General features: G+C 71.9%; 17 protein-coding genes and 1 pseudogene. 8 read left to right on the top strand and 10 right to left on the bottom strand.

What is annotated here, in order from left to right; genetic code table 11:
* Positions 1–103: 103 nt before the first annotated feature.
* The 9 genes from ACIOC1_RS01270 to ACIOC1_RS01230 all read right to left on the bottom strand — a co-directional run bounded on the left by ACIOC1_RS01270 (position 104) and on the right by ACIOC1_RS01230 (position 12,260).
* Positions 104–748 (bottom strand): dihydrofolate reductase family protein, encoded by a 645-nt coding sequence (locus tag ACIOC1_RS01270; RefSeq protein ID WP_401851003.1) that lies wholly within the window; start codon positions 746–748, stop codon positions 104–106.
* Between the two features lie 202 nt (positions 749–950).
* On the bottom strand, positions 951–2,621 hold the full coding sequence (locus tag ACIOC1_RS01265) for a choice-of-anchor P family protein (RefSeq protein WP_401851000.1): 1,671 nt from the start codon (positions 2,619–2,621) through the stop codon (positions 951–953).
* 592 nt (positions 2,622–3,213) lie between these two features.
* Positions 3,214–3,561 carry a hypothetical protein gene (locus ACIOC1_RS01260; RefSeq protein ID WP_355336448.1) on the bottom strand — a complete coding sequence of 116 codons (348 nt, stop codon included), beginning with the start codon at positions 3,559–3,561 and terminating at the stop codon, positions 3,214–3,216.
* A 13-nt stretch (positions 3,562–3,574) separates the two neighbouring features.
* The gene (locus ACIOC1_RS01255; protein ID WP_401850997.1) at positions 3,575–8,164 is read right to left on the bottom strand and encodes a DUF6531 domain-containing protein; all 4,590 of its coding nucleotides are present in this window, start codon (positions 8,162–8,164) and stop codon (positions 3,575–3,577) included.
* A gap of 236 nt (positions 8,165–8,400) precedes the next feature.
* Complete coding sequence (locus ACIOC1_RS01250; RefSeq protein ID WP_401850995.1) at positions 8,401–8,904, bottom strand: PASTA domain-containing protein; 504 nt, start codon at positions 8,902–8,904, stop codon at positions 8,401–8,403.
* Complete coding sequence (locus ACIOC1_RS01245; RefSeq protein ID WP_355336418.1) at positions 8,901–9,470, bottom strand: SigE family RNA polymerase sigma factor; 570 nt, start codon at positions 9,468–9,470, stop codon at positions 8,901–8,903. The genes ACIOC1_RS01250 and ACIOC1_RS01245 overlap by 4 nt, the downstream gene beginning before the upstream one ends.
* Positions 9,471–9,569: 99 nt before the next feature.
* Complete coding sequence (locus ACIOC1_RS01240; protein WP_401850992.1) at positions 9,570–10,085, bottom strand: hypothetical protein; 516 nt, start codon at positions 10,083–10,085, stop codon at positions 9,570–9,572.
* A 121-nt stretch (positions 10,086–10,206) separates the two neighbouring features.
* Entirely contained in the window at positions 10,207–11,217 is a 1,011-nt protein-coding gene (locus tag ACIOC1_RS01235; RefSeq protein ID WP_401851947.1) for a serine hydrolase domain-containing protein, read from the bottom strand.
* A 104-nt stretch (positions 11,218–11,321) separates the two neighbouring features.
* The gene (locus ACIOC1_RS01230) at positions 11,322–12,260 is read right to left on the bottom strand and encodes an IclR family transcriptional regulator C-terminal domain-containing protein (protein ID WP_391159150.1); all 939 of its coding nucleotides are present in this window, start codon (positions 12,258–12,260) and stop codon (positions 11,322–11,324) included.
* Between the two features lie 54 nt (positions 12,261–12,314).
* Here ACIOC1_RS01230 and ACIOC1_RS01225 point away from each other — a divergent pair, with 54 nt between their 5' ends.
* From ACIOC1_RS01225 to ACIOC1_RS01205, 5 genes are read left to right on the top strand one after another with little or no spacing between them, the layout of a single operon-like run.
* Positions 12,315–13,889, top strand: coding sequence for an ABC transporter substrate-binding protein (locus ACIOC1_RS01225; protein ID WP_401850989.1), 1,575 nt, complete (start codon positions 12,315–12,317; stop codon positions 13,887–13,889).
* Complete coding sequence (locus tag ACIOC1_RS01220; protein WP_355335820.1) at positions 13,886–14,890, top strand: ABC transporter permease; 1,005 nt, start codon at positions 13,886–13,888, stop codon at positions 14,888–14,890. Before ACIOC1_RS01225 ends, ACIOC1_RS01220 begins: the two co-directional genes overlap by 4 nt.
* Complete coding sequence (locus ACIOC1_RS01215) at positions 14,887–15,795, top strand: ABC transporter permease subunit (protein ID WP_391126532.1); 909 nt, start codon at positions 14,887–14,889, stop codon at positions 15,793–15,795. The genes ACIOC1_RS01220 and ACIOC1_RS01215 overlap by 4 nt, the downstream gene beginning before the upstream one ends.
* Positions 15,792–16,706, top strand: a complete 915-nt coding sequence (locus ACIOC1_RS01210; protein WP_401850987.1) for an ATP-binding cassette domain-containing protein — start codon at positions 15,792–15,794, stop codon at positions 16,704–16,706. The genes ACIOC1_RS01215 and ACIOC1_RS01210 overlap by 4 nt, the downstream gene beginning before the upstream one ends.
* Positions 16,703–17,527, top strand: coding sequence for an ATP-binding cassette domain-containing protein (locus tag ACIOC1_RS01205; RefSeq protein WP_401850985.1), 825 nt, complete (start codon positions 16,703–16,705; stop codon positions 17,525–17,527). Before ACIOC1_RS01210 ends, ACIOC1_RS01205 begins: the two co-directional genes overlap by 4 nt.
* Positions 17,528–17,601: 74 nt before the next feature.
* Here the strand turns inward: ACIOC1_RS01205 and ACIOC1_RS01200 are convergent, their stop codons facing one another.
* Positions 17,602–18,573: an ROK family protein gene (locus ACIOC1_RS01200; RefSeq protein WP_355335832.1), complete on the bottom strand. Its 972-nt coding sequence runs from the start codon at positions 18,571–18,573 to the stop codon at positions 17,602–17,604.
* Between the two features lie 41 nt (positions 18,574–18,614).
* Between ACIOC1_RS01200 and ACIOC1_RS01195 the strand changes: the two are divergent.
* From ACIOC1_RS01195 to ACIOC1_RS01185, 3 genes and pseudogenes are all read left to right on the top strand, one after another.
* A pseudogene (locus ACIOC1_RS01195) lies at positions 18,615–19,373 on the top strand (creatininase family protein); the annotation flags it as partial.
* Between the two features lie 139 nt (positions 19,374–19,512).
* Positions 19,513–20,640, top strand: a complete 1,128-nt coding sequence (locus ACIOC1_RS01190) for an enolase C-terminal domain-like protein (protein ID WP_355335835.1) — start codon at positions 19,513–19,515, stop codon at positions 20,638–20,640.
* Positions 20,637–21,020 carry a Rid family hydrolase gene (locus ACIOC1_RS01185; RefSeq protein WP_391042420.1) on the top strand — a complete coding sequence of 128 codons (384 nt, stop codon included), beginning with the start codon at positions 20,637–20,639 and terminating at the stop codon, positions 21,018–21,020. Before ACIOC1_RS01190 ends, ACIOC1_RS01185 begins: the two co-directional genes overlap by 4 nt.
* The last annotated feature ends 150 nt before the right edge of the window (positions 21,021–21,170 follow it).

The raw sequence follows: 21,170 nt of genomic DNA, 5'->3' as shown, positions 1-21,170 counted from the left end.
CCCGCCCGCGCGGTCACGCGCGGGCTGAGGTGCGGATCGACTGAAAAGACGAGACGCGGGCGGAACGGATTGTAAAGAGCTGGCAAAGCCACCGAACGGTGCTTCAGGCGCCCTGCCCGGCGTCGCGGTCGACCGCGCTCATGTCGCCGGTGCCGGGGACGCCGTCGGCGCGCGCGTACCGCAGGTGCACGGTGCCCTTCGGGCTGGCCACGGGCGGTGCGAGCAGGGTGACGTTCGTGGGGACCGCGCCGCCGTCGAACACCTTCTTCCCGACGCCCAGCATGATCGGGTGCACCCAGAGGTCCAGCCGGTCGAACAGCTTCTCGCGCAGCAGCGTCTGCACCAGGTTCAGGCTCCCGACCACCTTGATGTGCTCGTGCCGCTCCCGCACCTCGCGCACCGCCGCCACCAGGTCCGGCCCCAGGTGCGTCGACCCCGCCCACGACAGATCGGGCGTACCCCGCGAGGCCACGTACTTCGGCACGCTGTTGAAGAGCGTGGCGAACCCCCCGCTGTCCCCGTCCTTCTGATGCGGCCAGTACCCGGCGAAGATGTCGTACGTCCGCCGCCCGAGCAGCAGCGCGTCCGTCCCCTCGTACGCCGCGTCCACCTGCGCCCCGGCCACCTCGTCCAGCATCGGCACCTGCCACCCCCCGTACGAGAACCCCTCCGGATCCTCCTCCGGCCCCCCGGGCGCCTGCCCCACCAGGTCCAGCGTCGTGAACAGCTCGATGTGAATGAGACCCATGACGTACTCCCGATCGGTGTCTTTTCCCCGTCCAAGAGGTAGACCCCCACCACCCCCCGAACTCATCGCCCGGCGTCGGGCCGCTGTCGGCTGACCGGGTCCGGTCCGGGGGCCTTCTCTCGGCGTGGAGCCGCCCTGCCCGGGGGTGTCCGCGCGGCCCCGGGCAGGGCGGGTGGGTCGGGTCGGGTTGGGTTGGGTTGGGTCAGGTGGCGGGGCAGGGGTCGGTGGAGGTGAGGAGGGCGGCGGTGCTCTGGGCGATCGTGACGTGGACGCCGGTGAGGAGGGTCAGGGAGAGGGCGGTGACGGTGATGCCCTTGCCTCCGGCGACGGTCGTCTGCTGATTGATGACGAGGGAGCCGACGAGCGGCAGGGCGATGGTGGTGTTGGGCGCGGCGTTGGCGGCGACGGTGACACCGGCGACGCGGAGGTTGGTCAGGACGGTCGAGCCGGTCGAGGAGACCGGTCCCGGCCCGGTGTCGGTGAGGGACTGCCGTGCCCGGGCCGAGGTGCCGACGAGGTCGGCGGTGATCAGGCCGCCGAGGAGATTGACGCCGGTGGTCTGGGCGTGGGCCGCGGCCGTACGGGTCCCGTCGGTGTCGACGGTCCCCGAGGCGTCGGTGGTCAGGACACCGAGGTTGCCGACGGTGCCGAGCCCGGCGCTCACCACGGAGTGGCTGTCGCTGCCGGGCAGCGGCGTGCAGGAGTGGGCGGACGGCGCCAGCGGGCCGATGTCGAGCAGCGGCGAGGTGAGCCGTACGCCGTGCGCGCGGGCGTCGAAGACGGGCGCGGTGAAGGTCACCGAGGCGCAGCCCGGCAGGTCGACGCCGACCGGGGCGGTGATCGACGAGCCGCAGATCTGGTACGTGCCACCGTCGTTGGAGGTGAGCTTGACGGTCGCGGTGCAGGACTGCTGACCGGCGGCGAGGTCACCGCTCACGGTCACCGTGCCGTCCGCCGCGTTCGCGGTGGCCGTTCCCGTACCGCAGTCGGTGGTCGCGCTGCTGCCGTCCAGCCGCAGCCCGTCCGGGAGTTGGGCGCCGAAGGACCAGCCGTTCTTGGCGGCCAGCTCACTGGTGTTGGTGACGGTGAAGGTCAGGGTGGTGGGCGCGCCCACGGGCAGGTGCGCCGGTGCGAAGCCCTGGTCGAGCTGCGGAGTGGCGTCCAGCAGACGGACGTTGTCGATCGCGCCGTCGTTGCCGTTGCCGCTGGCCTGCTCGTTGACCAGCCGGATACCGGCCGAGTCGCCGCTGAACAGCACCGAGCCGTTGCTGGCGTACGTACCCACCGAGGTGCCGCCGATCACCGAACCGGGGTTCTGGCACGGGTCGATGGGGGAGGTGAACGCGGCGCGCGCGGTGCCGCCGTCGAGCAGGTAGAAGGCGAGCAGGGGGTGGCTGGCGAAGCAGTTCTGGGCCGCCGCGTCCACCGAGAAGGTCAGGAACCGGTGGTTCGCGCTCAGCGGGATCGGCCGTACGGTCTCCAACTCGGTGCGCCCGGCGCCCGGATCGCCCGAGGTGTAGGCGGTGAGCGAGTGGTTGGTGGACGCGTTGCCGCCCGCCCACGTGCCCAGCGCGACGGCCATCTGCTTGTTCGCGTTCCAGAAGCCGCCGCAGTTGACGCCCGGCGGGGGACTCGCGGGGCCCTGCTGCGAGACGAGCAGACCGTTGCAGGAGGTCAGCCACGCCGGATCGGCGGTGTACGTCTCCGCCAGCGGCGCCGCGCCCGTGTAGTCCGGCAGCGTCGTCACCGCCGGGCCCTGACCGTTCTCGAAGTCCTCCGTGAACACGCTCGTCGGCGCGCTCGGCGTACCGGGCTGACCGGGCGTGTTCGCCTGCGCCGGGCCGCCCGCGACCAGCGATCCCGTGGCCAGCACGGTCACCCCTAACAGCGCCGTGGCCACCCGCCTGCGCCACCGCCGGTCCGCCCGGCCACTGGCCCCGCCGCTCCCTTCGCCGCGCCGTCTTCCGTCGATACCGGTATCTGCCAGGCCGAAGCCTCTCATCGACAATCTCCTTCGTACGGGCACGCCGGTGCGCCGTCCGATCGCTCGTCAACAGGCCCGCCGTGCCGACGCGTTGCGCGTCTGCGGTCACCCTCCCCGCCCCCCGCCCCTGCGCACATCGGCGCGCGCCGCCCCGCTTGATGCACACGAGGTCCCGTACGCCGCACAAGCCGGTGCGTACTGCCGCAAGCCCCCGGTCTGTGCCCGGCCGACCGATTCGGGAGGTTTGCCGAGCCGTTTCCCGGCGGTCACGCGGTCCGCCGGACGGGGTAGGCGGGCGCAGCACCTCCGCCAATCCGCCCGACCGGCACCGCGCGTCCCGGATACCACCCGGCCGACCGCGCGACACGCTCGGTCAGCGCGGACCAACGCGGCGGGACGGGCCCGCCGCCCGGCACCGGCCGACGCCGGTCGCCCCCGTGGATCGGCCTCTCCAACGCCCGGCCCCGTGTTCCGCGAGCGGTCAGTCGCCGAAGTGCTGGGGCAGGTCTCCGGCATCCCAGAGGGCGTCGAGCTTGGCGAAGAGCGATTCCAAGTCCTTCAGGAGGATGTCGCGCGCCGCTTCGGGGAGTTGGAGGAGCGGGTCATCGAAGCTCGGCCCGGCGTCGGGGCCCGTCCATCCCTTGTGGCGCCGACAGGACGCGCACCACATGTAGGTGATGCGTACGGTGCGGTGGGGTCCCACCCGCCGGTAGACGTACGTCCGCACCGCGACGGCTCCGCATGCCGGGCAGGCGCGCTCACCGGGTTCATCGACGAATCTCGGGCCGGCCAGTAGCTGCTGGACCTGCTCCGCATCGAATTCCCGCACCGCTCGCCCCTCGTCAGCCTGTCCTGGACTTGAACAGCGACAGCATACGTTGGCCGTATTCCTCCGCCGCGTCCTCCGTGCCGCCCCAGATATGACTGGGCGCGACGGTCTCGCCCCACAGCGGCTTCGAATTGAGCGACAGCCGGAACTGCTGATGGTGGTAGATCTCGTGGAAGACGGTGGCGACGCCCTCGTCCATGCTGCGCAGACCCAGGTCGGAGATCTGGATCAACGGCAGCCCCCGGGGCCCGAGTTGAGGCGTGCCGGACACCAGGTGCGGGCTGTTGCCGAAACCGAGTCCGGTCGGCGTGTGGATCTCGGGAACGTGCACGATGTCGTAGTGGCTCACGGACATGTCCGCCTTGCCCAGCGCCATGCGCAACTGCCGGATGCTGATGGGCGCACCGAGTTGGCCGCCGGGAAGGCCCTGCGACGGGCCCCGGAACACGTTGATCAACGAGGAACAGGGTGAGAGGCCGAGCGGATCGGCCAGCACCGTGGGGTTGATGACATCGGCGTAGTCGTCGGGCCCCGGAGCCAGACCGAGCGGATCGGGGCTCAGATAGCGTCCGGTCTCGGGGTCGAAGTAGCGGTGGTAGTTGTAGTCGAGGCCGGTTTCGGGGTCGTGGTAGCGGCCCGGACTGCGCAGCGGGCAGTCGACCGGGTCCCCGGCGGCCGTCTCCGACGCGGCAGCCGCGGTTTCCTCTTCCGCCGTCCGCGTGGTCTCCGGCAGCCACGGATGACCGCGTCGCCGCCAGGCGACGGTGCCTTCAGGACCGACGAGTTCGGTGGGAGCACCGGCCAGGTCCGTGATGACGGCGAGGAACCGGCGGTCGATCTCTTCCTGCGGCAGGTCCGCCACCGCCTCGGCCGTACGCCTGCTGTGCACCTGCGCGACCGCGCGCGGGCCCTCTCCCAGCAGGCACTCCCAGGTGGTGACCGCTTCCTGGGCCGCGGTGACCACGGTGTCCGCCGCCGCGGCCGGGACGCGCACCTGCTCCGCGAGGACCTCTCCGTCCCAGGCGAACCGGACTTCCCCGGCCGCACTGCCGTCCGCCGTCACCAGCTTCTTGGACGTACGGCGTCCCAGCGCGTCGTAGGCGTACGCGGCGACACTGCCGTCCGGGTTGGTGACCGACCGGAGCCGGTCCTCCGCGTCCCACCCGAAGGTCCAGCGCAGCCGACCGCCGGACAGCAGCATCCGGGTCTTGACGGCGACGCGGCCCCGCTCGTCGTACGTGTAGCGGACGCGGCCGGAACGCAGCACCCGCGATCCCGACACCTCAGGAAGCGGCGGACGCCGGTCGTCCGGCCCGGCACCGCGGGGATCACCGGTGTCGACGTCAGTGATCCGCCCGGCGGCATCGAGCGTGAACCGGTGCGTGCCGCCGACGAGTTCGGCGATCTCCGTCGGATATCCGTCGGGCCGGTAGCGGTACCTGCGCTCCTGGACCGGGCGCCCGCTCGCCTCGTCCACAAGGGACTGGACCGTCAGGCGGCCGACCGGGTCCCAGCTCTGCCGCAGCCGGGCCGCCTGCCCCAACCGCCGCTCGGTCTCCCGGCCGTCGCGGTCGTAGGTGAACTGGAGCGACTGGTCACCCATCCGCAGGCCCACCGGTCGGTTGCCCTCGTCGTAGGTCCACGCACTCTCGACGCCCGAGGGAGTCCGGCGGCCGATCCGGCGTCCCATCGCGTCGTAGCAGCTGGTCATGACCAGCCCGTCGCAGCTCTCGGCGACGAGCCGACCGCCCTCGTCGTAAGTGAACTCCACGACGGCGGAGGCGTTTTCGGCGCGCAGCATGCGACCGGTGGCCGAGTAGGCGAAGACCGCGTCGCCGTCGGGCGTGACCATCCTGGTCACTCGTCCGCCCGAGTCCCGCTCGTAGCCGGTCGTCCCCCCGTGGGCGTCGACACTGCCGATGAGCTGCCGCGCGGCGTCGTAACGGTGCGTGCGCGTACGCCCGTTGAAGTCGGTCTCACTGACCAGGTTGCCCACGGCGTCGTAGGTGTACGACCAGGTCAGGCCGTCGTCGTTGCGCACCTCGGTCAGTCGCAGCTCGGTGTCGTAGGTGTAGCGCAGACGTGATCCGTCGGGTGCGGTCCGCTCGGCCGGGAGACCGAAGTGCGTCATCGTGAAGCGGTGCACACCGCCCGCCGGATCGCGGTAGGCGACAAGGTCGCCCTCGGCGTCGTACTCCCACTCCTCGGCCGAACCGTCCGGCCGCCTCCGCCACAGCGGCAGGCCCTCGGACGACCAGCCGGTCCTGACGGACTGTCCCGTGTGATCGGTGACCTCCGCGACACGGCCGAAGGCGTCACGGACGTACGCGGATTCCCCGCCGTCGGGGTCCACGACCGCCACGGGCAGCCCGGCCGCGTCGGTCCGTATGCGCCGGGTCGCGCCGAGAGCGTCGGTGACCGACGTGAGCGCGCCGCGGTCGTCGTACGTGTACGCGGTCGTCGCACCGGCCGCGTCCGTGGTGTCCAGCAGATTCCCGTGCGCGTCGAACCGCTGGCCGACCCGCGCCCCGTCCGGATCGACGGCCCGTACGGGAAATCCGAGGTCGTCGTACTCGATCCGTGCGACGGCGCCGTCCGGATAGGTGATGCCGGTGCAGTGGCCCAGGCCGTCGTACGTGTAGCGCGTCGTGCGTCCCAGCGGATCCGTACGGCTCAGCAGCCGGTCGTAGCGGTCCCACGCCGATGTCGTGCTGTGCCCGAAGTGATCGGTCTGCCGGATCAGTTGGCGAGCGACGTTGAACTCGTAGGTCGTCGTGGCGCCGACCGAATCGGTGGCCACCGTCGTCCCCGGCGCGCTGTCGTAGACATAGCTGTAGGCGAGGACGCCGTCGGTTCCCCCGGTGCGGACGCAGCGGCCCTGGTCGTCGTAGGCGTACGTGTACCAGGTGTCGTTGCGGTCCTGCCAGCGGGTGATGCGGCCCCGGTCGTCGTAGCCGAAGGTCAGGGGTACGCCGGAGGAGTCGGTGACGGCGGTGAGGTGGCCGTCGGTGTAGCCGAACGCGCACAGGGCGGGCCGGTCATCGGCGGAAGCCAGGTGGAGGGCGGTGATCCGGCCGTCCGCGGTGCTGACGGCGACGCGGTAGCCGCCGCTGTGGGTGACGTCGACGGGGGCGCCGAGGTCGTCGTATGTGATCACGATCCTGTTGGCGTTGCGGTCGGTGATCTCCGCCAGGGCCAGCCCCCCGCGCGGCTGCGCCCGGAAGCGCAGGGTTCGACCGGTGTCGGGCTGGGCGACGGTCATGGTGCTGCCGGGGGTGCCGTCCCAGGTCAGGGGCCAGCGCGGGCCCTCGACGGGGAGCAGTGGGTGGCCTGGCTCAGGTACCGGGTAGTGCAGGACCATGCCGTCGGCGGTGGTGAACCGCACGCCCTGGTCGTCCAGGACCAGCCGCTGGTCCAGCGTGGACGCCCAGGTCGGCCCGAACCACCGGCCGCCGCGGAACCCGGTGCGATGGGCGCGCTCCAGCAACAGCGGGAGGATGCCGGGCAGATGCACGTCGGTGGCGGACATGACCATCTCACCGGTGGCCATGTCGATGGGGTCGCCCGAGGTGAACAGGCCCTTGATGGTGCGGCCGGCGTCCCGTATCGCTCCCGCGCCCTTGCGGACGCTGTTGGCGATGTTCTCCAGGGCCTTGCCGGATTTGAGGAGGGCGGGGAGTTCGCGGGCCATCTTCAACAGGCCGCCGGCGGTGGTGAGGCCCTTGAACATCGGGATGCAGTCCAGCGCCGCGAACAGGACGTCCCACAAACTGGCTTTGCCTTGTAGGTACTTCACGACGGTGTCGGCCAGGACCAGGACGGCGGCGGCCAGGACCAGCCACGCCAGGGGGCCGCCGATGATCAGGACGACGATGCCCAGGACCGCGACGATGACCTTGCAGACCGCGATGATGTCGTCCCAGTGGTCCGCGACCCAGTCGACCGCCTTCTCCCACCAGTGCTTGTTCCTGATCCCCGCATCCGACGCCTCATGCAGCGCGTGCTGGGCGGTGGAGGCGGCGTCGTCCCTGAGCTGGGCCGCGTCGGCCGCGAGCTGCTTGGCCGCGTCCAGCTTCGCCTGCGCGCTGTGGACGGCGGTGGAGGCGGTGGTGTGGGCGCTGTTAGCGTCCGTGGCATTACGGGCCGCCGCACGCACCTCCTCCGCCGACGGCGGCGGCACGTCCGGCTTCGGGTCCTCCTGATACTGCCTGGACTTGTCCTGGGCGCGCTTCACCCACGCATCAGCGTTCGTGAGCTGCGACTTGGCGGTGTCCAGCTCCTGGCGGGCGGTGCGCCCCTGCGCCAGCGCCCGGTCCGCGTCACCCTGCGCGGTCTCCAGCTTCGGCCAGTAATCATCCAGAGCACCCGACGCCAGACGGTAGGACCGCTCCAGCTTGTCCAGCTCACCGGGAAGATCCCCGAACTGCTGCCGGTACGCGTCCCCCGACAGCCCCGCCCACTCCTGGACGACGGTGTCACCGCTCAGACCCCGCACCGACCGCAGCGCCGAGGCGACATCATCGGCGAAATCCCCCAGCTTCCGCGCGAGTTCCTTCACCTCGAACGGATCACCCGGCACCGGATCCCGGTCCAGATCCAGCACATCCCAATCCGTCGGACGCCCCGTCACCCCGCCAGCACCCCCGTCGTCAGCCTCGGCGAACGCCCCCATCCTTCCAACGGCCCGCAGCCCTCGAAAGACGCCCCTGCCCACTCCGACGTCCCACGGGCAACTCATAGTTCCCGGCGCCCCGGCCCGAGCCGGTCGCTCCGTAGCATGGGGCAGGGGTGGTGGCCCCGGTATCGGCGGGGCCACCACCCCTGTGATGATCTGTCAGATCATCCTGCGCAGAGGGTCAGATTGACGGTGTCGCCCTTGTGGACGACGGTCGGGGCGTGCGGGGAGACGGCGATGACGGTGCCCGGCTTGCAGCCGGGGGAGGCCGTCTTGATGACCCGGCCGATCTTGAGCTGGGCCTTGTCCACCAGGACGGGCCTGGCCAAGTCGAGCGTGAAGCCCGCCAGTTGGATGGGGATCTCGCCGTACTGCACGGTGGTGCGGTTCTTGTCGGTCGTGGCGGACGTGTGGGCGGCGGGCCGCGAGTCGTGCGAGCCGCCGGAGGTGCCGATGGCCAGGGCGGTGCCGGTGCCGGCCACGACGAGGGCGGTGGCGATACCGGCGATGGCCGTGGCCCGCTTGCGACGGGCCCCGCGCGCGATGGCCGCGGTGTCGAAGTGCGGCGCCTCGGCGCCGTTGACGAAGTCGTTCATGGAGTTCACCAGTTCCTGCTCGAAGGGTGTGTAACCCGTGCAGCCGGAAGGCCGCGAACCGTGTGACGTCATCGTGTTCCTTCCGTGGGCTGCGGCGGCGAAGGGGCGGAGGGCGCGGGGAACCGGCCTCTGAGCTTGTCGATTCCGCGAGTGAGCTGGGACCGTACGGTGCTCAGCGAGATCCCCAGATCGGCTGCGATCTGGGCGTCCGACAGGTCGTGGAAATACCGCAGCACCACGACCGTCCGCATGCGCATCGGCAGACCCTGAAGAGCGCGGACCAACTGATCCCGGGTGTCCACCTGTCCGTACTGGTCCCCCGGAGCGGCCCTGTCGACGCCGTCCTGATACGGGACCGTACGGCGGAATCTGCGCCATCTGTCGTTGGCCAGATTCACCATGATCCGCCGTACGTACGCGTCCGGGGAGTCCTTGGCGGCGATGGTGCGCCACTTGCGGCACGCCCGTTCCAGAGTCTCCTGGACCAGGTCCTCCGCCGTCTGCCGGTCTCCCGTCAAGACGAGCGCGCCGTGGAACAGTACGGCCGACCGGGCGACGACGAAGGCGTGGAAGTCGTTCTCCACCGGCTCGGGTCCGCTCAGTTCCGTACGCGGTATCCGCTCGGTTGCCAGTTCCAGATCCACACGCTCCTCCCTTCCTGTCACCCCTCCTTGACGTGGAAGCGGCCCCGTCTGCTGCACGGCCCCGGTGTGACCTGGGCCACAGACGTGTGGGTCCTACGCGGTGGGGGTGTCGGCGTCGAGGGTGCTCGTGTGGCGTTCGGTGAGGGGGCCGACGCGGAGGTCCTCGCGCATGAGTTTGCGCATGTCGGCGGCGGCTTTGCCGCGTGCTTCCCAGCGGGCGCGGTCTTCGGTGCTGCCGAGGGCGGTGCCGTCGGCGTAGCCGTCGCAGATGCGGCGCAGGCAGTGGAAGACGTTGTTGGAGGCTTTGACGACGGGTTCGGGTGCGATGAGCCACATGCGTTCCGAGGCGGTGGCGATGCCTGATTCCCTGAAGGCTTCGCGCAGCGCGAACGCCCGTGCGTCGTCGGAGGGGTGGTCCCGTCCGGCCAGGGCCCGCAGGGTCTCGCCGAGCACTTTCACGGTGCTGGTGTACTGCGTGTAGATGTCCAGCCGCAGCCGGAGGGCTTCTTTGTCGTCCTCGCGCTTCCAGCGGTTCCGGTCGGCTACGAGGGTGGCGACGATGCCGATCGCGGCGCCGGCCAGGGTGGAGAGCAGTGGCAACCAGTCCATGCGGGCCACCTTGGGCCATCGCGTGACGGCGGCGCCAGAGGACGCCGGGACCGGACCCGTTGGCCGTCCGTAACGCGCCGCCGTCCGTATCGCGCCTGCCGTACAGGGAGTTGACGGCCCGTCACTCCACAGTGGCCGCCGCCGTGTGGAAGGCGTGGCGGACGGCGGTGATGCCGTCGGCGGCGCGGGAGGGGTGGACGCGGTTGGTGAGGAGGACGGCGTAGCGGGCGGTGGCGGGGTCGATCCAGAGGCTGGTGCCGGTGAAGCCGGTGTGGCCGAAGGAGTCGGGGCCGGGGGAGGGGCCTACGGGGGAGCCGACCGGGTCCTGGCCCTGCCAGGCGAGGCCGCGGCGCAGGGCGAGGTGGTCGGTGTGGGGGGCCGTCATCTCGGCGAAGGTCTCGGGGCGCAGCAGTTCGCGCGCGCCGCCCGCGAGCGACCGGCCGAGCCGTTCCACGTCCGCGAGAGGGGCGAACAGCCCGGCGTGGCCGCCGACTCCGCCCATGACCACGGCGTTCTCGTCGTGCACCTCGCCCGCCACCACGCGTCCGCGCCAGGGGCAGTCCTCGGTGGCGACGGCCCGCGCGCGGCCCGCCTCGTCCGGGTTGAAGCCGGTGTCCTTCAACCCGAGCGGCGCGCAGACCAGTTGGTCCACGAGTGCGTCCAGCGGTTCGCCCGCCGCGCTCTCGGCGATGAGGCCGAGCAGGATGAAGCCCTGGGAGGAGTACTCGACCCGGGTGTCGGGCGCGGAGCGCGGCGGCAGGAGGCGCAGCGCCTCCAACAGGGCCTCGCGCGTGGGGTGTTCGCGGTAGAGCTGGACCTGGCCCGGCAACCCCGAGGTGTGCGTGAGCAGTTGCCGTACGGTGAGGTCCGCCTTGTCGCCGCCCCGGTAGGCCGGAAGATACCGTCCGACGGTGCCCGCGAGGTCCAGCGCGCCGCGGTCGACCAGGGCCATCACGGCGAGGCCGACGACGGGTTTCGTCACCGACGCCAGGTCCCACAATTCGTCGCCGGTGAGGGCGGGCCCGTCCCAGGCGCGGGTGCCGGTCCAGCCGCGGTCCAGCGGACCCGCCGCCGTACCGACGGACCAGGCGGCGCCCGAGTACGCGCGGCGCGTACGCCCGGCGGCGACGATCTCCCCGAGCGCGCTCCCGACACCGGCCCCGTCCCCGACTCCTGCGTCAGCCCCGGCCTCGACGTCAGCCCCGCCCCCGCCCCCGGCCCCGTCCCCGACCCCGCTCACGCCAGCTCACCCGCCTCGGTATCCACCACAAGAAACGGCGTCGCGGGCACGCTGCCCAGGATGCCTCCCGCCGCGCCGACCGGGCCCCTGCCCGACACACCGCCCGAGCCGCCCACGCGCCCCGAGCCGCCCACGCGACCCGGGCCGCCCACACCGCCCAGCCCCCCCGACACCGTCCGCGCCGCCGCCCGCACCATCGGACCGAACATCTCCGCACTCCGCTCGTCCAGCGTGAAGGTCAGGCCGCGCACGCCGATCGCGCCCACCACCCGCCCCTCGCCGTCGAGGACCGGCGCGGCCACCGACCGTACGTCCGGCTCGTCGTACTCGTCGTCCACGGCGTAACCGGTGCTCGCCGCGTCCCGCAGCAGCGCGCGCAGCTCCGCGGCCTCGGTGAGGGTGCGCGGGGTGCGCGCGGCCAGCGGTCCGGCGTCCAGCAGCGCCGCCGTCTCGTGCGGCGGCAGCGCGGAGAGCATCGCGAGCCCCACCCCGCTGCTGTGCAGCGGGACCCGGCCGCCCGGCCGCCCGCTCATCCGGTACTCGCTGGCGGGCTCGGACTCCGCCAGCAGGACGGCCTCGTCGCCGTGGCGTACGGCGTACTGCGCGAGCAGTCCGGTGCGCCGCCGCAGGTCGGCCAGGACCGGGCGGGCGAGCGCGAGGTCGCGGCTGTCGTGCAGCGCGGCGGCGGCGAGCCCCAGCAGCCGGGGTCCGGCGCGGTAGCTGCCGCCCTCGGCGGGCTGGGCGAAGCCGTACTCGGCCAGCGTTCTCAGATGGCGGTGGACGGTCGGTTTGGTCAGTCCTGTGCGTCGTGCGAGATCGCCCAACCGGTGCGGGCCACCGGTCTGTACGAGCGCTTCGAGCACCTCCATCGCCTTGTCGACGGGACCCTTCGCGGGCTCTTGCTCGCTGGCTCGGGTGTTGACCGCTTTCGACATGTCGCTTAGCTTAACCCAACCGCATTCCATCTGCCGGAACGGATGTGTTGTTCAATGGAACGAATACGTCAAGGGCGGGCCGTGGACCGCAGCCGTCCGCGCCGCCGCGACGTCCTGCGCCTCGGCGGCCTGCTCGTGCCGGCCATCGCCGCGCCCGGGCTGCTGACGGGATGCGGCGCCAACCCGGCGAGCGGCGCGGGCAACGTCCTGCGGGTCTCGCAGCCGGGGGACCCGGTGACCATGGACCCGCAGAAGCAGGGCGACATGGTCTCGATGAACGCCCTGATCAACATGTTCGACACCCTCACCACCCGCGGGCAGGACAACACCCTCCACCCGCGGCTCGCGCTGACGTGGACGGCGCGCGACGAGCGCACCTGGCGGTTCACGCTCCGCCCCGGCGTGACGTTCCACAACGGCGAGGTGTGCGACGCGGCGGCGGTCAAGTTCTCCATCGAGCGGCTGCTCGACCCCAAGACCAAGTCACCGATCGTCGAACTGCGGTACGTGAAGAGCGTCTCGGTGGTCGACCCGCTCACCATCGACGTCCACACCACGCTGCACGACCCGATCCTGCCCGACAAACTCTCCCTGTTCGGCGGCGTCGTGGTGCCGCCGCGCTACCTCGCGGAGGTCGGCGACCGGGGCTTCGCGGCCCACCCCGTCGGCACCGGGCCCTTCACGTTCGTCAGTTGGCAGCGCGACCACGAACTGCGCATGCGGGCCTACCCGAAGCACTGGTCAGGCCGCCCGCACGTGGACGAACTGGTCTTCCGCCCGGCGCCCAACGCCTCGTCCTCGCTCGCCGCCCTCCAGAGCGGCGGCGTCGACCTCGTCGCCGGACTCACCCCCGACGCCGCGCAGCAGCTCGACGGCTACCCCGGCGTCACCCTGGACGCCTACACCGGCATCCGCACCTCGTACCTGTCCCTGAACACCCTGGAGAAGGGGCCGCTCAGCGACCGGCGGGTGCGCCAGGCCCTCAACCACGCCATCGACGTACCCCTGTTGATCAAGGCGGTGCTCGGCGGCAAGGCGCGCGAGGTGCCCGCGATGATCCCGCACGGCGCCTTCGGCTTCGACCCCTCGGTCAAGCCGTTCACCCGCTCGGTGGAGACCGCCCGCGCGCTGCTCGCCGACGCCGGATACCCGCACGGCTTCAGCACCACGCTCACCGCCTCCAACAACGACTCCAACGTCGCCGAGGCGCTGTCCGGACTCCTCTCCAAGGCCGGTGTACGCGCCAAGGTCAGCCTCCTCGACCCCGGCACGTACGCCAGCCGGCTCACCTCCACCAACCACTCGGCGCTCGGCCCGATGTACCTGGCCGCCAGCACCATCTGGACGCTGGACGGCGAGAGCATGATCCAGTCGAACGTCCGCAGCGACCGCAGGCAGAGCCGCTGGCACTCGAAGGAGGCGGACCGCCTCGTCGACATCGAGGAACTCTCCGTCGATCCCGCCAAGCGCACCAAGGCGTTCGCCGACCTGCAACGGCTGATGCAGCAAGAAGCGCCGTTCGTCTTCCTCTACCAGCTCGACAACATCTACGCCCGCAACCGACGGCCGCGTTGGAAGCCGGGCCCCGCAGGCGTCCTCGACATGTCGAGCGCGGAGGTCTCCCGATGACCGACATCTCCCTCCAGCGGCGGCCGTCCGCCGCCGACGGCGAGCCGCGGGAACGCACCCGCGACCGCGCGGGACTGCGGCTGCTGCGCACCGTCCTGCTCAGGCTCGGCACCGCGCTGCTGGTCCTGCTCTGCACTGCGACCGTCTCGTTCTTCCTCGTCCGGCTCTCCGGCGACCCCGTCAAGCTGCTGCTGCCGCCCGACGCGACGGCCCAGCAAGAAGCCGTACTGCGCGGGTCGTTGGGCCTGGACCGGCCGCTGTTCACCCAGTACCTCGACTTCCTGTGGGGGCTGCCGCGCCTGGACTTCGGCAACTCCCTCTTCTACAACGAGCCGGTACGCACCGTGCTCGCCGACCGGCTGCCCGCCACGCTCCAACTGGCCGCCGCCGCACTGGTGGTGACGCTCGTCGTCGCGGTCCCCGCGGGCATCTTCGCGGCGATGCGCCGCGGCCGGGCCTCCGACCGCACCGTGATGACCGGCGTGCTGCTCGGCCAGTCGACCCCGCCGTTCTGGGTCGGCATCCTGCTGATCCTGGTCTTCGCCGTCGGACTGCACGCGCTGCCCGCCTCCGGCTACGGCACGTTCGCCAACCTCGTGCTGCCCGCGGTCACCCTCGCCGTGTACTCCGTCGCCGTCGTCGCGCGGCTGCTGCGCTCCTCGCTGATCGACGTCCTGTCCTCCGACCACATCCGCACCGCCCGCGCCAAGGGCTTCGGCCCGGTCAAGGTGGTGCTCACCCACGGCCTGCGCAACGCGTCGCTGCCGGTGGTGACCGTGGTCGGCCTGGAGGTCGGCAGCCTGCTGGGCGGCGCGATCCTCACCGAACAGGTCTTCTCCTGGCCCGGCGTCGGACAGCTGACGATCGAGGCCATCTCGCACCGCGACTTCCCGCTCGTCCAGGCCACCGTGCTGTTCTTCGCCGCCACCTTCGTCGTGGTGAACCTGCTCGTCGACCTCTCCTACAGCTTCCTCGACCCGAGGGTGAGGACGTCCCGATGACCGTCACATCACCGGCCGTCGCCGCACCGGCGACGACGGCGGGGCCCGGCCCGCGCGCCGCCGCCCTGCGGACCCTGCTGCGCAACAAGCTCGCCGTCGTCGCGCTCGCCGTACTCACGGTCATGCTGGTCTTCGCGGTCTTCGCACCGCTGATCGCCCCGCACGACCCCAACGCCCAGGACCTGCTGCTCCGGCTGAAGCCGCCCGCCTGGCAGTCCGGGGGCAGCGGCGCCCATCTGCTCGGCACCGACCAGCTCGGCCGCGACATGCTCTCCCGCGTCATCTACGGCACCCGGATCTCGCTGCTGGTCGGCGCGGGCGCGGCGCTGCTCGCCGGAGTGATCGGAACCGCCGTCGGACTCGCCTCCGGCTACTTCGGCGGCTGGCTCGACCGCGTGCTCATGCGGCTCGCCGACGTCCAACTGGCCTTCCCCTCCATCCTGCTGGCCCTGGCCGTCGTCGGTTTCCTCGGCTCCGGGCTCTGGTACGTGATCCTCGTGCTCGGCTTCACCGGCTGGGTCTCGTACGCCCGCGTCGTGCGCTCCGAGGTGATGTCGCTGCGCTCGCGCGACTTCATCACCGAGGCCCGCGCGATCGGTGTCACCGACGGCGCGATCATGCGCCGCCACCTGCTGCCCAACGTGATGGCGCCGCTGGCCACCATCGGCACGCTGCACATCGCGGCGGCCATCGTCGCCGAGGCGTCGCTGAGCTATCTCGGACTCGGCGTGCCCAAGGAGACCGTCACCTGGGGCTCGATGCTCGCCGACGGCCAGCTCTACCTCGGCACCTCCTGGTGGGTCGCGGTGTTCCCGGGCATCGCCCTGATGGTCACCTCGCTCGCCGTCAACATCACCGGCGACGCCCTGCGCGACGTCGCGGACCCGAAGGCGTACCGCCGATGACAACCGACCGCACGAGGCCGACCGACCCTACGAGGCCGAGCGACCGCACGAAGCCGACCGACCCTACGAGGCCGACCGACCGCACGACACGGGCCGGGGCCGCACCCGCCCGCCCCGAACCCGTACTCGACATTACCGATCTCAGCGTCGACTTCAGGCTCGACAGCTCCACCGTGCACGCCGTCCAGGGCGTCAGCCTCCAGGTCGGCGCGGGCGAAACCCTCGCCGTGGTGGGGGAGTCGGGCAGCGGCAAGACGGCCACCGCGCTGTCCGTGCTCCGCCTCAACCCCGAGCCGCCGTGCGTGTACGCGGGCGGCGAGATCCGCTTCGGGGGACGCGACCTGCTCGCCGTGAGCGAGAAGGAACTCCGCGCGGTCCGCGGCCACGACATCGCCATGATCTTCCAGGACCCGATGACCAGCCTCGACCCGCTCCAGCGGGTCGGCGCCCAGGTCGCCGAAGTGCTCAGGCACCACAGGGGCGTCTCCCGCGCCGAGGCCAAGGAGGCGGCCGTCGCCGCGCTGGACGAGGTCGGCATCCCCGACCCCGAGCGGCGCTACCGGCAGTATCCGCACGAGATGTCCGGCGGCCTGCGCCAGCGCGTGATGATCGCGACGGCGCTGGTCGGACGGCCGCGCGTGCTCATCGCCGACGAGCCGACCACCGCGCTCGACGTCACCGTGCAGCGGCAGATCCTCGACCTGCTCGTCGCACTCCAGGAACAGCACGGCATGGCCGTCGTGCTGATCACCCACGACCTCGGAGTCGTCGCGGAGACGGCCGACCGGGTCGTGGTCATGAACGCGGGCCGGGTCGTGGAGAGCGGGGACGTCATGGACGTCTTCGACCACCCCGCCGAGGACTACACACGGCGGCTGCTGGACGCCACCCCACGATTGGAGTCGGCATGATGCTGCTCGAACTCGACGGACTGCGCAAGGAGTTCGGCGGCAGGCCGGTCCATGTGGCGGTCGACGACGTGTCCTTGACCGTGACCGAGGGCGAAACCCTCGCCCTGGTGGGCGAGTCGGGCTGCGGCAAGACCACCCTGACCCGGCTGCTGCTCCGGCTGATGGAGCCGACCGCCGGAAGCGTCCGGTTCGACGGCCAGGATCTCGCCGCCCTCTCCCCGCCCCAACTGCGGTCCGTACGGCGCCAGATGCAGGTCGTCCTCCAGGACCCGTACTCCAGCATGAACCCGCGCATGCGGATCTCCGACATCGTCGCCGAACCGCTGATCACCCACGATCCGGACGCCCGCGGCAGACGCGGCCGGGCACGTACCCGCGAACGCGTGGGCGAGCTGCTGGAGTCGGTGGGCCTGCCCGCGACGATCCAGGACCGCTACCCGCACGAGTTCTCCGGCGGCCAGCGCCAGCGCGTGTCGATCGCCCGCGCGCTCGCCCTCGAACCGAGGCTCGTGGTGCTCGACGAACCCACCAGCGCGCTCGACGTCTCCGTGCAGGCGCAGGTGCTCGACCTCCTGGCGGAGCTGCAACAGCGCCTCGGCCTCACCTATGTCTTCGTCTCGCACAACCTCGCCGTCGTCCGGCAGGTGGCCGACCGGGTCGCCGTCATGCGGCACGGCAAGCTGGTGGAGGTCGGCGCCGCGGCCGATGTCTTCGGCGATCCGCAGCACCCGTACACCCGGCAGCTGCTGGACGCCGTGCCCGTACCCGACCCGCGCCGCGCCCGCCGTACGCGGTCCCGCCCCCGTACGGAGGCGGTCTAGAGGTGGGGTCCGAAGCGGGACCTGAGGTGCGGCGTGTGGTGTGTCCGGAGGCGGGTGCGGCGACGGGGCCGGGCCTAGAGGTGGGAGAGCACCAGCCCCGCGCCGCCCAGCAGCGCCACATCGTCCACGGCCGCGCCGCTCACCAGCACCTGCGGCAGCTCGGCTCCCGCGGAGGCCCCGGCCGAGGCGACGTCGGAGCGCAGCCGTTCCTCGATCAGCGTCCGGAACCGTTCACCGCCCTCGCGCGCCTCGCCGTGCAGGACGAACAGCCCGGGCGCGAACAAGTGCTGGACGTTGATCAGCCCCAGGGCGACGTTCTCCGCGTACTCCTCGACCGTCCGGCGGGCCGCCTCGTCGTCGCGCTCCACCAGCGCGGCGAGGGTGGCGCCGTCGCCGAGCCCGGCCGCCCGCGCGCGCTCGCGCAGCCAGCGCGTGGTGGCCACCGTCTTCCAGCAGCCGCGCCCGCCGCAGGTGCACGCCTCGCCGCTGGCCGACACCGTCATATGGGCGCCGCTGCGCCCGCCGGCCGGGGCCAGCACCTGGCCGTCGTACAGGATGCCGACGCCCAGCACCTCACCGGTGGACACCGACGCGAACGTACGGCGGCCACGCCCGGCGCCGAACCACCGGTCGCCGAGCACCTGGAGCCTGGCCCGGTGCTCGACCCGTACCGGGGCGCCGGTCAGCGCCGCGAGCCGGGCGGTCACCGGATAGCCGTGCAGCGCCGGTACGTCGTTGACCTCGGTGATCAGACCGGCGCCGGGATCGACGATCCCGGCCGCCGCCACGCCGACCCCGACCGGTTCGTACCCGGCGAAGACCTCGGCGGCCAGCGCGAGCGCCGCGTCGATGTCGGCGGGCAGGGCCGTGGCGGCGTCGTACGACGCCTCGGCCCGGCGCAGCACCGCGCCGGACATCGTCAGCACCGCCGCCCGGACCCGTCCGGGCACCAGTTCGACAGCTCCGAGCGTCCGCGGCGGCCGGGGCGCGACCGTCCCCGGCGCGGGCTCGGGCACCAGCCGCAACGGAGAACCTTCATGGACCATGCGCCGACTCTGCCACGACACGGTTTCCGGGAGGTAGCGCTGTGAGAGATCTGACCCGGCTGACCTGGCGCGAAGTCCGCGGGGCCGGGGCGACCGGAATCGCCCTGCTGCCCATCGGATCGCAGGAGCAGCACGCCGCCCACCTGCCGATGGGCACCGACACGCTCCTCGCCGAGGCCGTCCTCGACGCCGCCGCCGCGCTGCTCGACCGGGAGCCGACGCCCTCGGAGCTCGTACGGCTGCCCGCCCTCCCGTTCGGCCACAGCCCGCACCACCTGTTCGCCGCCGCCGTCTCGCTGTCCGCCGCCACGCTCGGCGCCGTACTCGACGACGTCCTGGACTCCCTGGTGACCAGCGGTTACCGGCGGATCATGGTCGTCAACGGGCACGGCGGCAACGACGAGATCATGCGGCTGGCCGTGAAGCGCTTCGCGCTGCGCGCCGACGTCACCGTCGCGGCCTGCTCGTACTGGACGGTCACGTCCGGTGACGGCGAGCCCGACGGGGGCAGGCCCGAGGTGACTCCGGGGCACGCGGGCTGGTTCGAGACCTCCCTGATGCTCGCCGCCCACCCGGAGCTCGTCCGTACCCCGGTCGCCGCCCGCGCCCCGGTCGATCCGCCGCCGCTCTTCGACAACCCGCCGTATCCGGGCCTGACCGTGGAGCGCCACGGCGAGTGGGCGCGGGTCGGCGGATCGACCGACGACGCCTCCGGCGCGGACGCGGGGGCCGGGCGCCGGCTGCTGGCCGACCGGGCGGTGGGGCTCGCGCGGGCGATCAGGGCTTTTGACGAGGCGACGGCGGGGGCTTTTGACGCGGCGACCGCGGGGCCTCTTGACGCGGTCACCGTACCTGCGGCCGACGACGTGACCACTGTCCCCGCGGCCGACGCGGCCACCGCTGTCCCCGACGCGGCCACCATCCGAGCTGAGGAGAAGAATGAAGATCACTGACGTCGACGTATGGGTGGTCAATCTGCCCCTGCTCAACCCGTTCACCAGCTCCTTCGAGACCAAGACCGGGGAGACCAGGACGGTCGTGCGGATTCGCACCGACGACGGTGTCGAGGGCTGGGGCGAGACGATGTGGGGCCGGCCCGTCGCGGCGATCGTCCGGGCGATGGCCGACGATCTGATCGGCACCAGCCCGTTCGCCCTGGAGAGCTTCCACCGCAAGCAGCACATGGTGCCCTTCTTCCACGGCTACCTCGGGTACGCGGCGATCGCCGCCCTCGACGTGGCCTGCTGGGACGCCATGGGCCAGGCCACCGGCCAGTCGCTCACCGACCTGCTGGGCGGTCCCGTACGCGACGAGGTGCCGATCACCGCCCTGGTGACCCGCGCCGACGCGCCCGGCGCGAGCGCCGCCGCCCTGCCGGGACAGCTCGCCGAGCACGCGACGCGGGTGGTCGAGGAGGGCGGCTTCAGCGCCGTCAAACTCAAGGGCACCACCGATGTCGCGGGCGACGTGGCCATCCTGCGGGCGCTGCGCACCGCCCTGCCCGGCATCAATCTGCGGGTGGACCCGAACGCGGCCTGGTCCGTACCGGACTCGGTACGCGCCGGGATCGCCCTCGAGGAGCTGGACCTCGAATACCTGGAGGACCCCTGCGTCGGCATCGAGGGCATGAGCCAGGTGAAGGCGAAGGTCCGGATACCGCTGTGCACCAACATGTGCGTCGTACGGTTCGAGGACTTCGCCCCCGCGATGCGGCTCAACGCGGTCGACGTCATCCACGGCGACGTCTACAAGTGGGGCGGTATCGCCGCCACCAAGGCGCTCGCCGCCCACTGCGAGACGTTCGGGCTCGGCATGAACCTGCACAGCGGCGGTGAGCTGGGCATCGCGACGGCCGCGCATCTCGCGGTCGTCTCCAGCACCCCCGTGCTCTCCCGCGCGATCGACAGCATGTACTACCTGCACGCCGATGACATCATCGAGCCGCTGCACCTCGCGGACGGCCGTCTGCGAGTACCCACAGGGCCCGGCCTGGGAGTCAGCGTGGACGAGGACAAGCTGCGCCACTTCGCCGAGGCCAACGAGCGGGACGGGGATCTGACCGGATGACCAAGGAAGCGGTACACACCGCCCACGCGCCCCAGCCCGCGGGCGCCTACAGCCAGGGCGTCGTCGCGGGCGGCTTCCTCTACACGGCCGGCTTCGGCCCCAAGGACCCCCTCACCGGCGAGGTCCCCGAACTCGTCGGCGACCAGACCCGCCAGGTCCTCCGCAACCTCACCGCCGTCCTCGCCGAGCGCGGCCTCACCCTCGACGACGTCGTCAAGGTCACGGTCCACCTCCAGCACCTCCACCGCGACTTCGCCGCCTTCGACGCCGCCTACCGCCCCTTCTTCACCGCCCCCTACCCCGTCCGCACCACCGTCGGCTCCGACCTCATGAACATCCTCGTGGAAATCGACGTCGTCGCCCTCCTCCCGACCGCCTGAGCCGCCCGCTCCGACGGTTCTCCGCGGTCCGTCGCGGCCGATACGGGGATCCCTCCCCCGGCCGCGGCGAACCGTCCGGAGCGTCGGCGGCCGAAGCCGTACGCGTCGCGCTGAGGGGTGGTCCGCGTGAAGAGCGACGCGGGGGTTCGA

Source organism: Streptomyces sp. NPDC088197, from assembly GCF_044741185.1.
Classification (GTDB): domain Bacteria; phylum Actinomycetota; class Actinomycetes; order Streptomycetales; family Streptomycetaceae; genus Actinacidiphila.
Note: the sequence above shows the minus strand (reverse complement) of the source record. Positions and strands in the feature narration are given on the sequence as shown.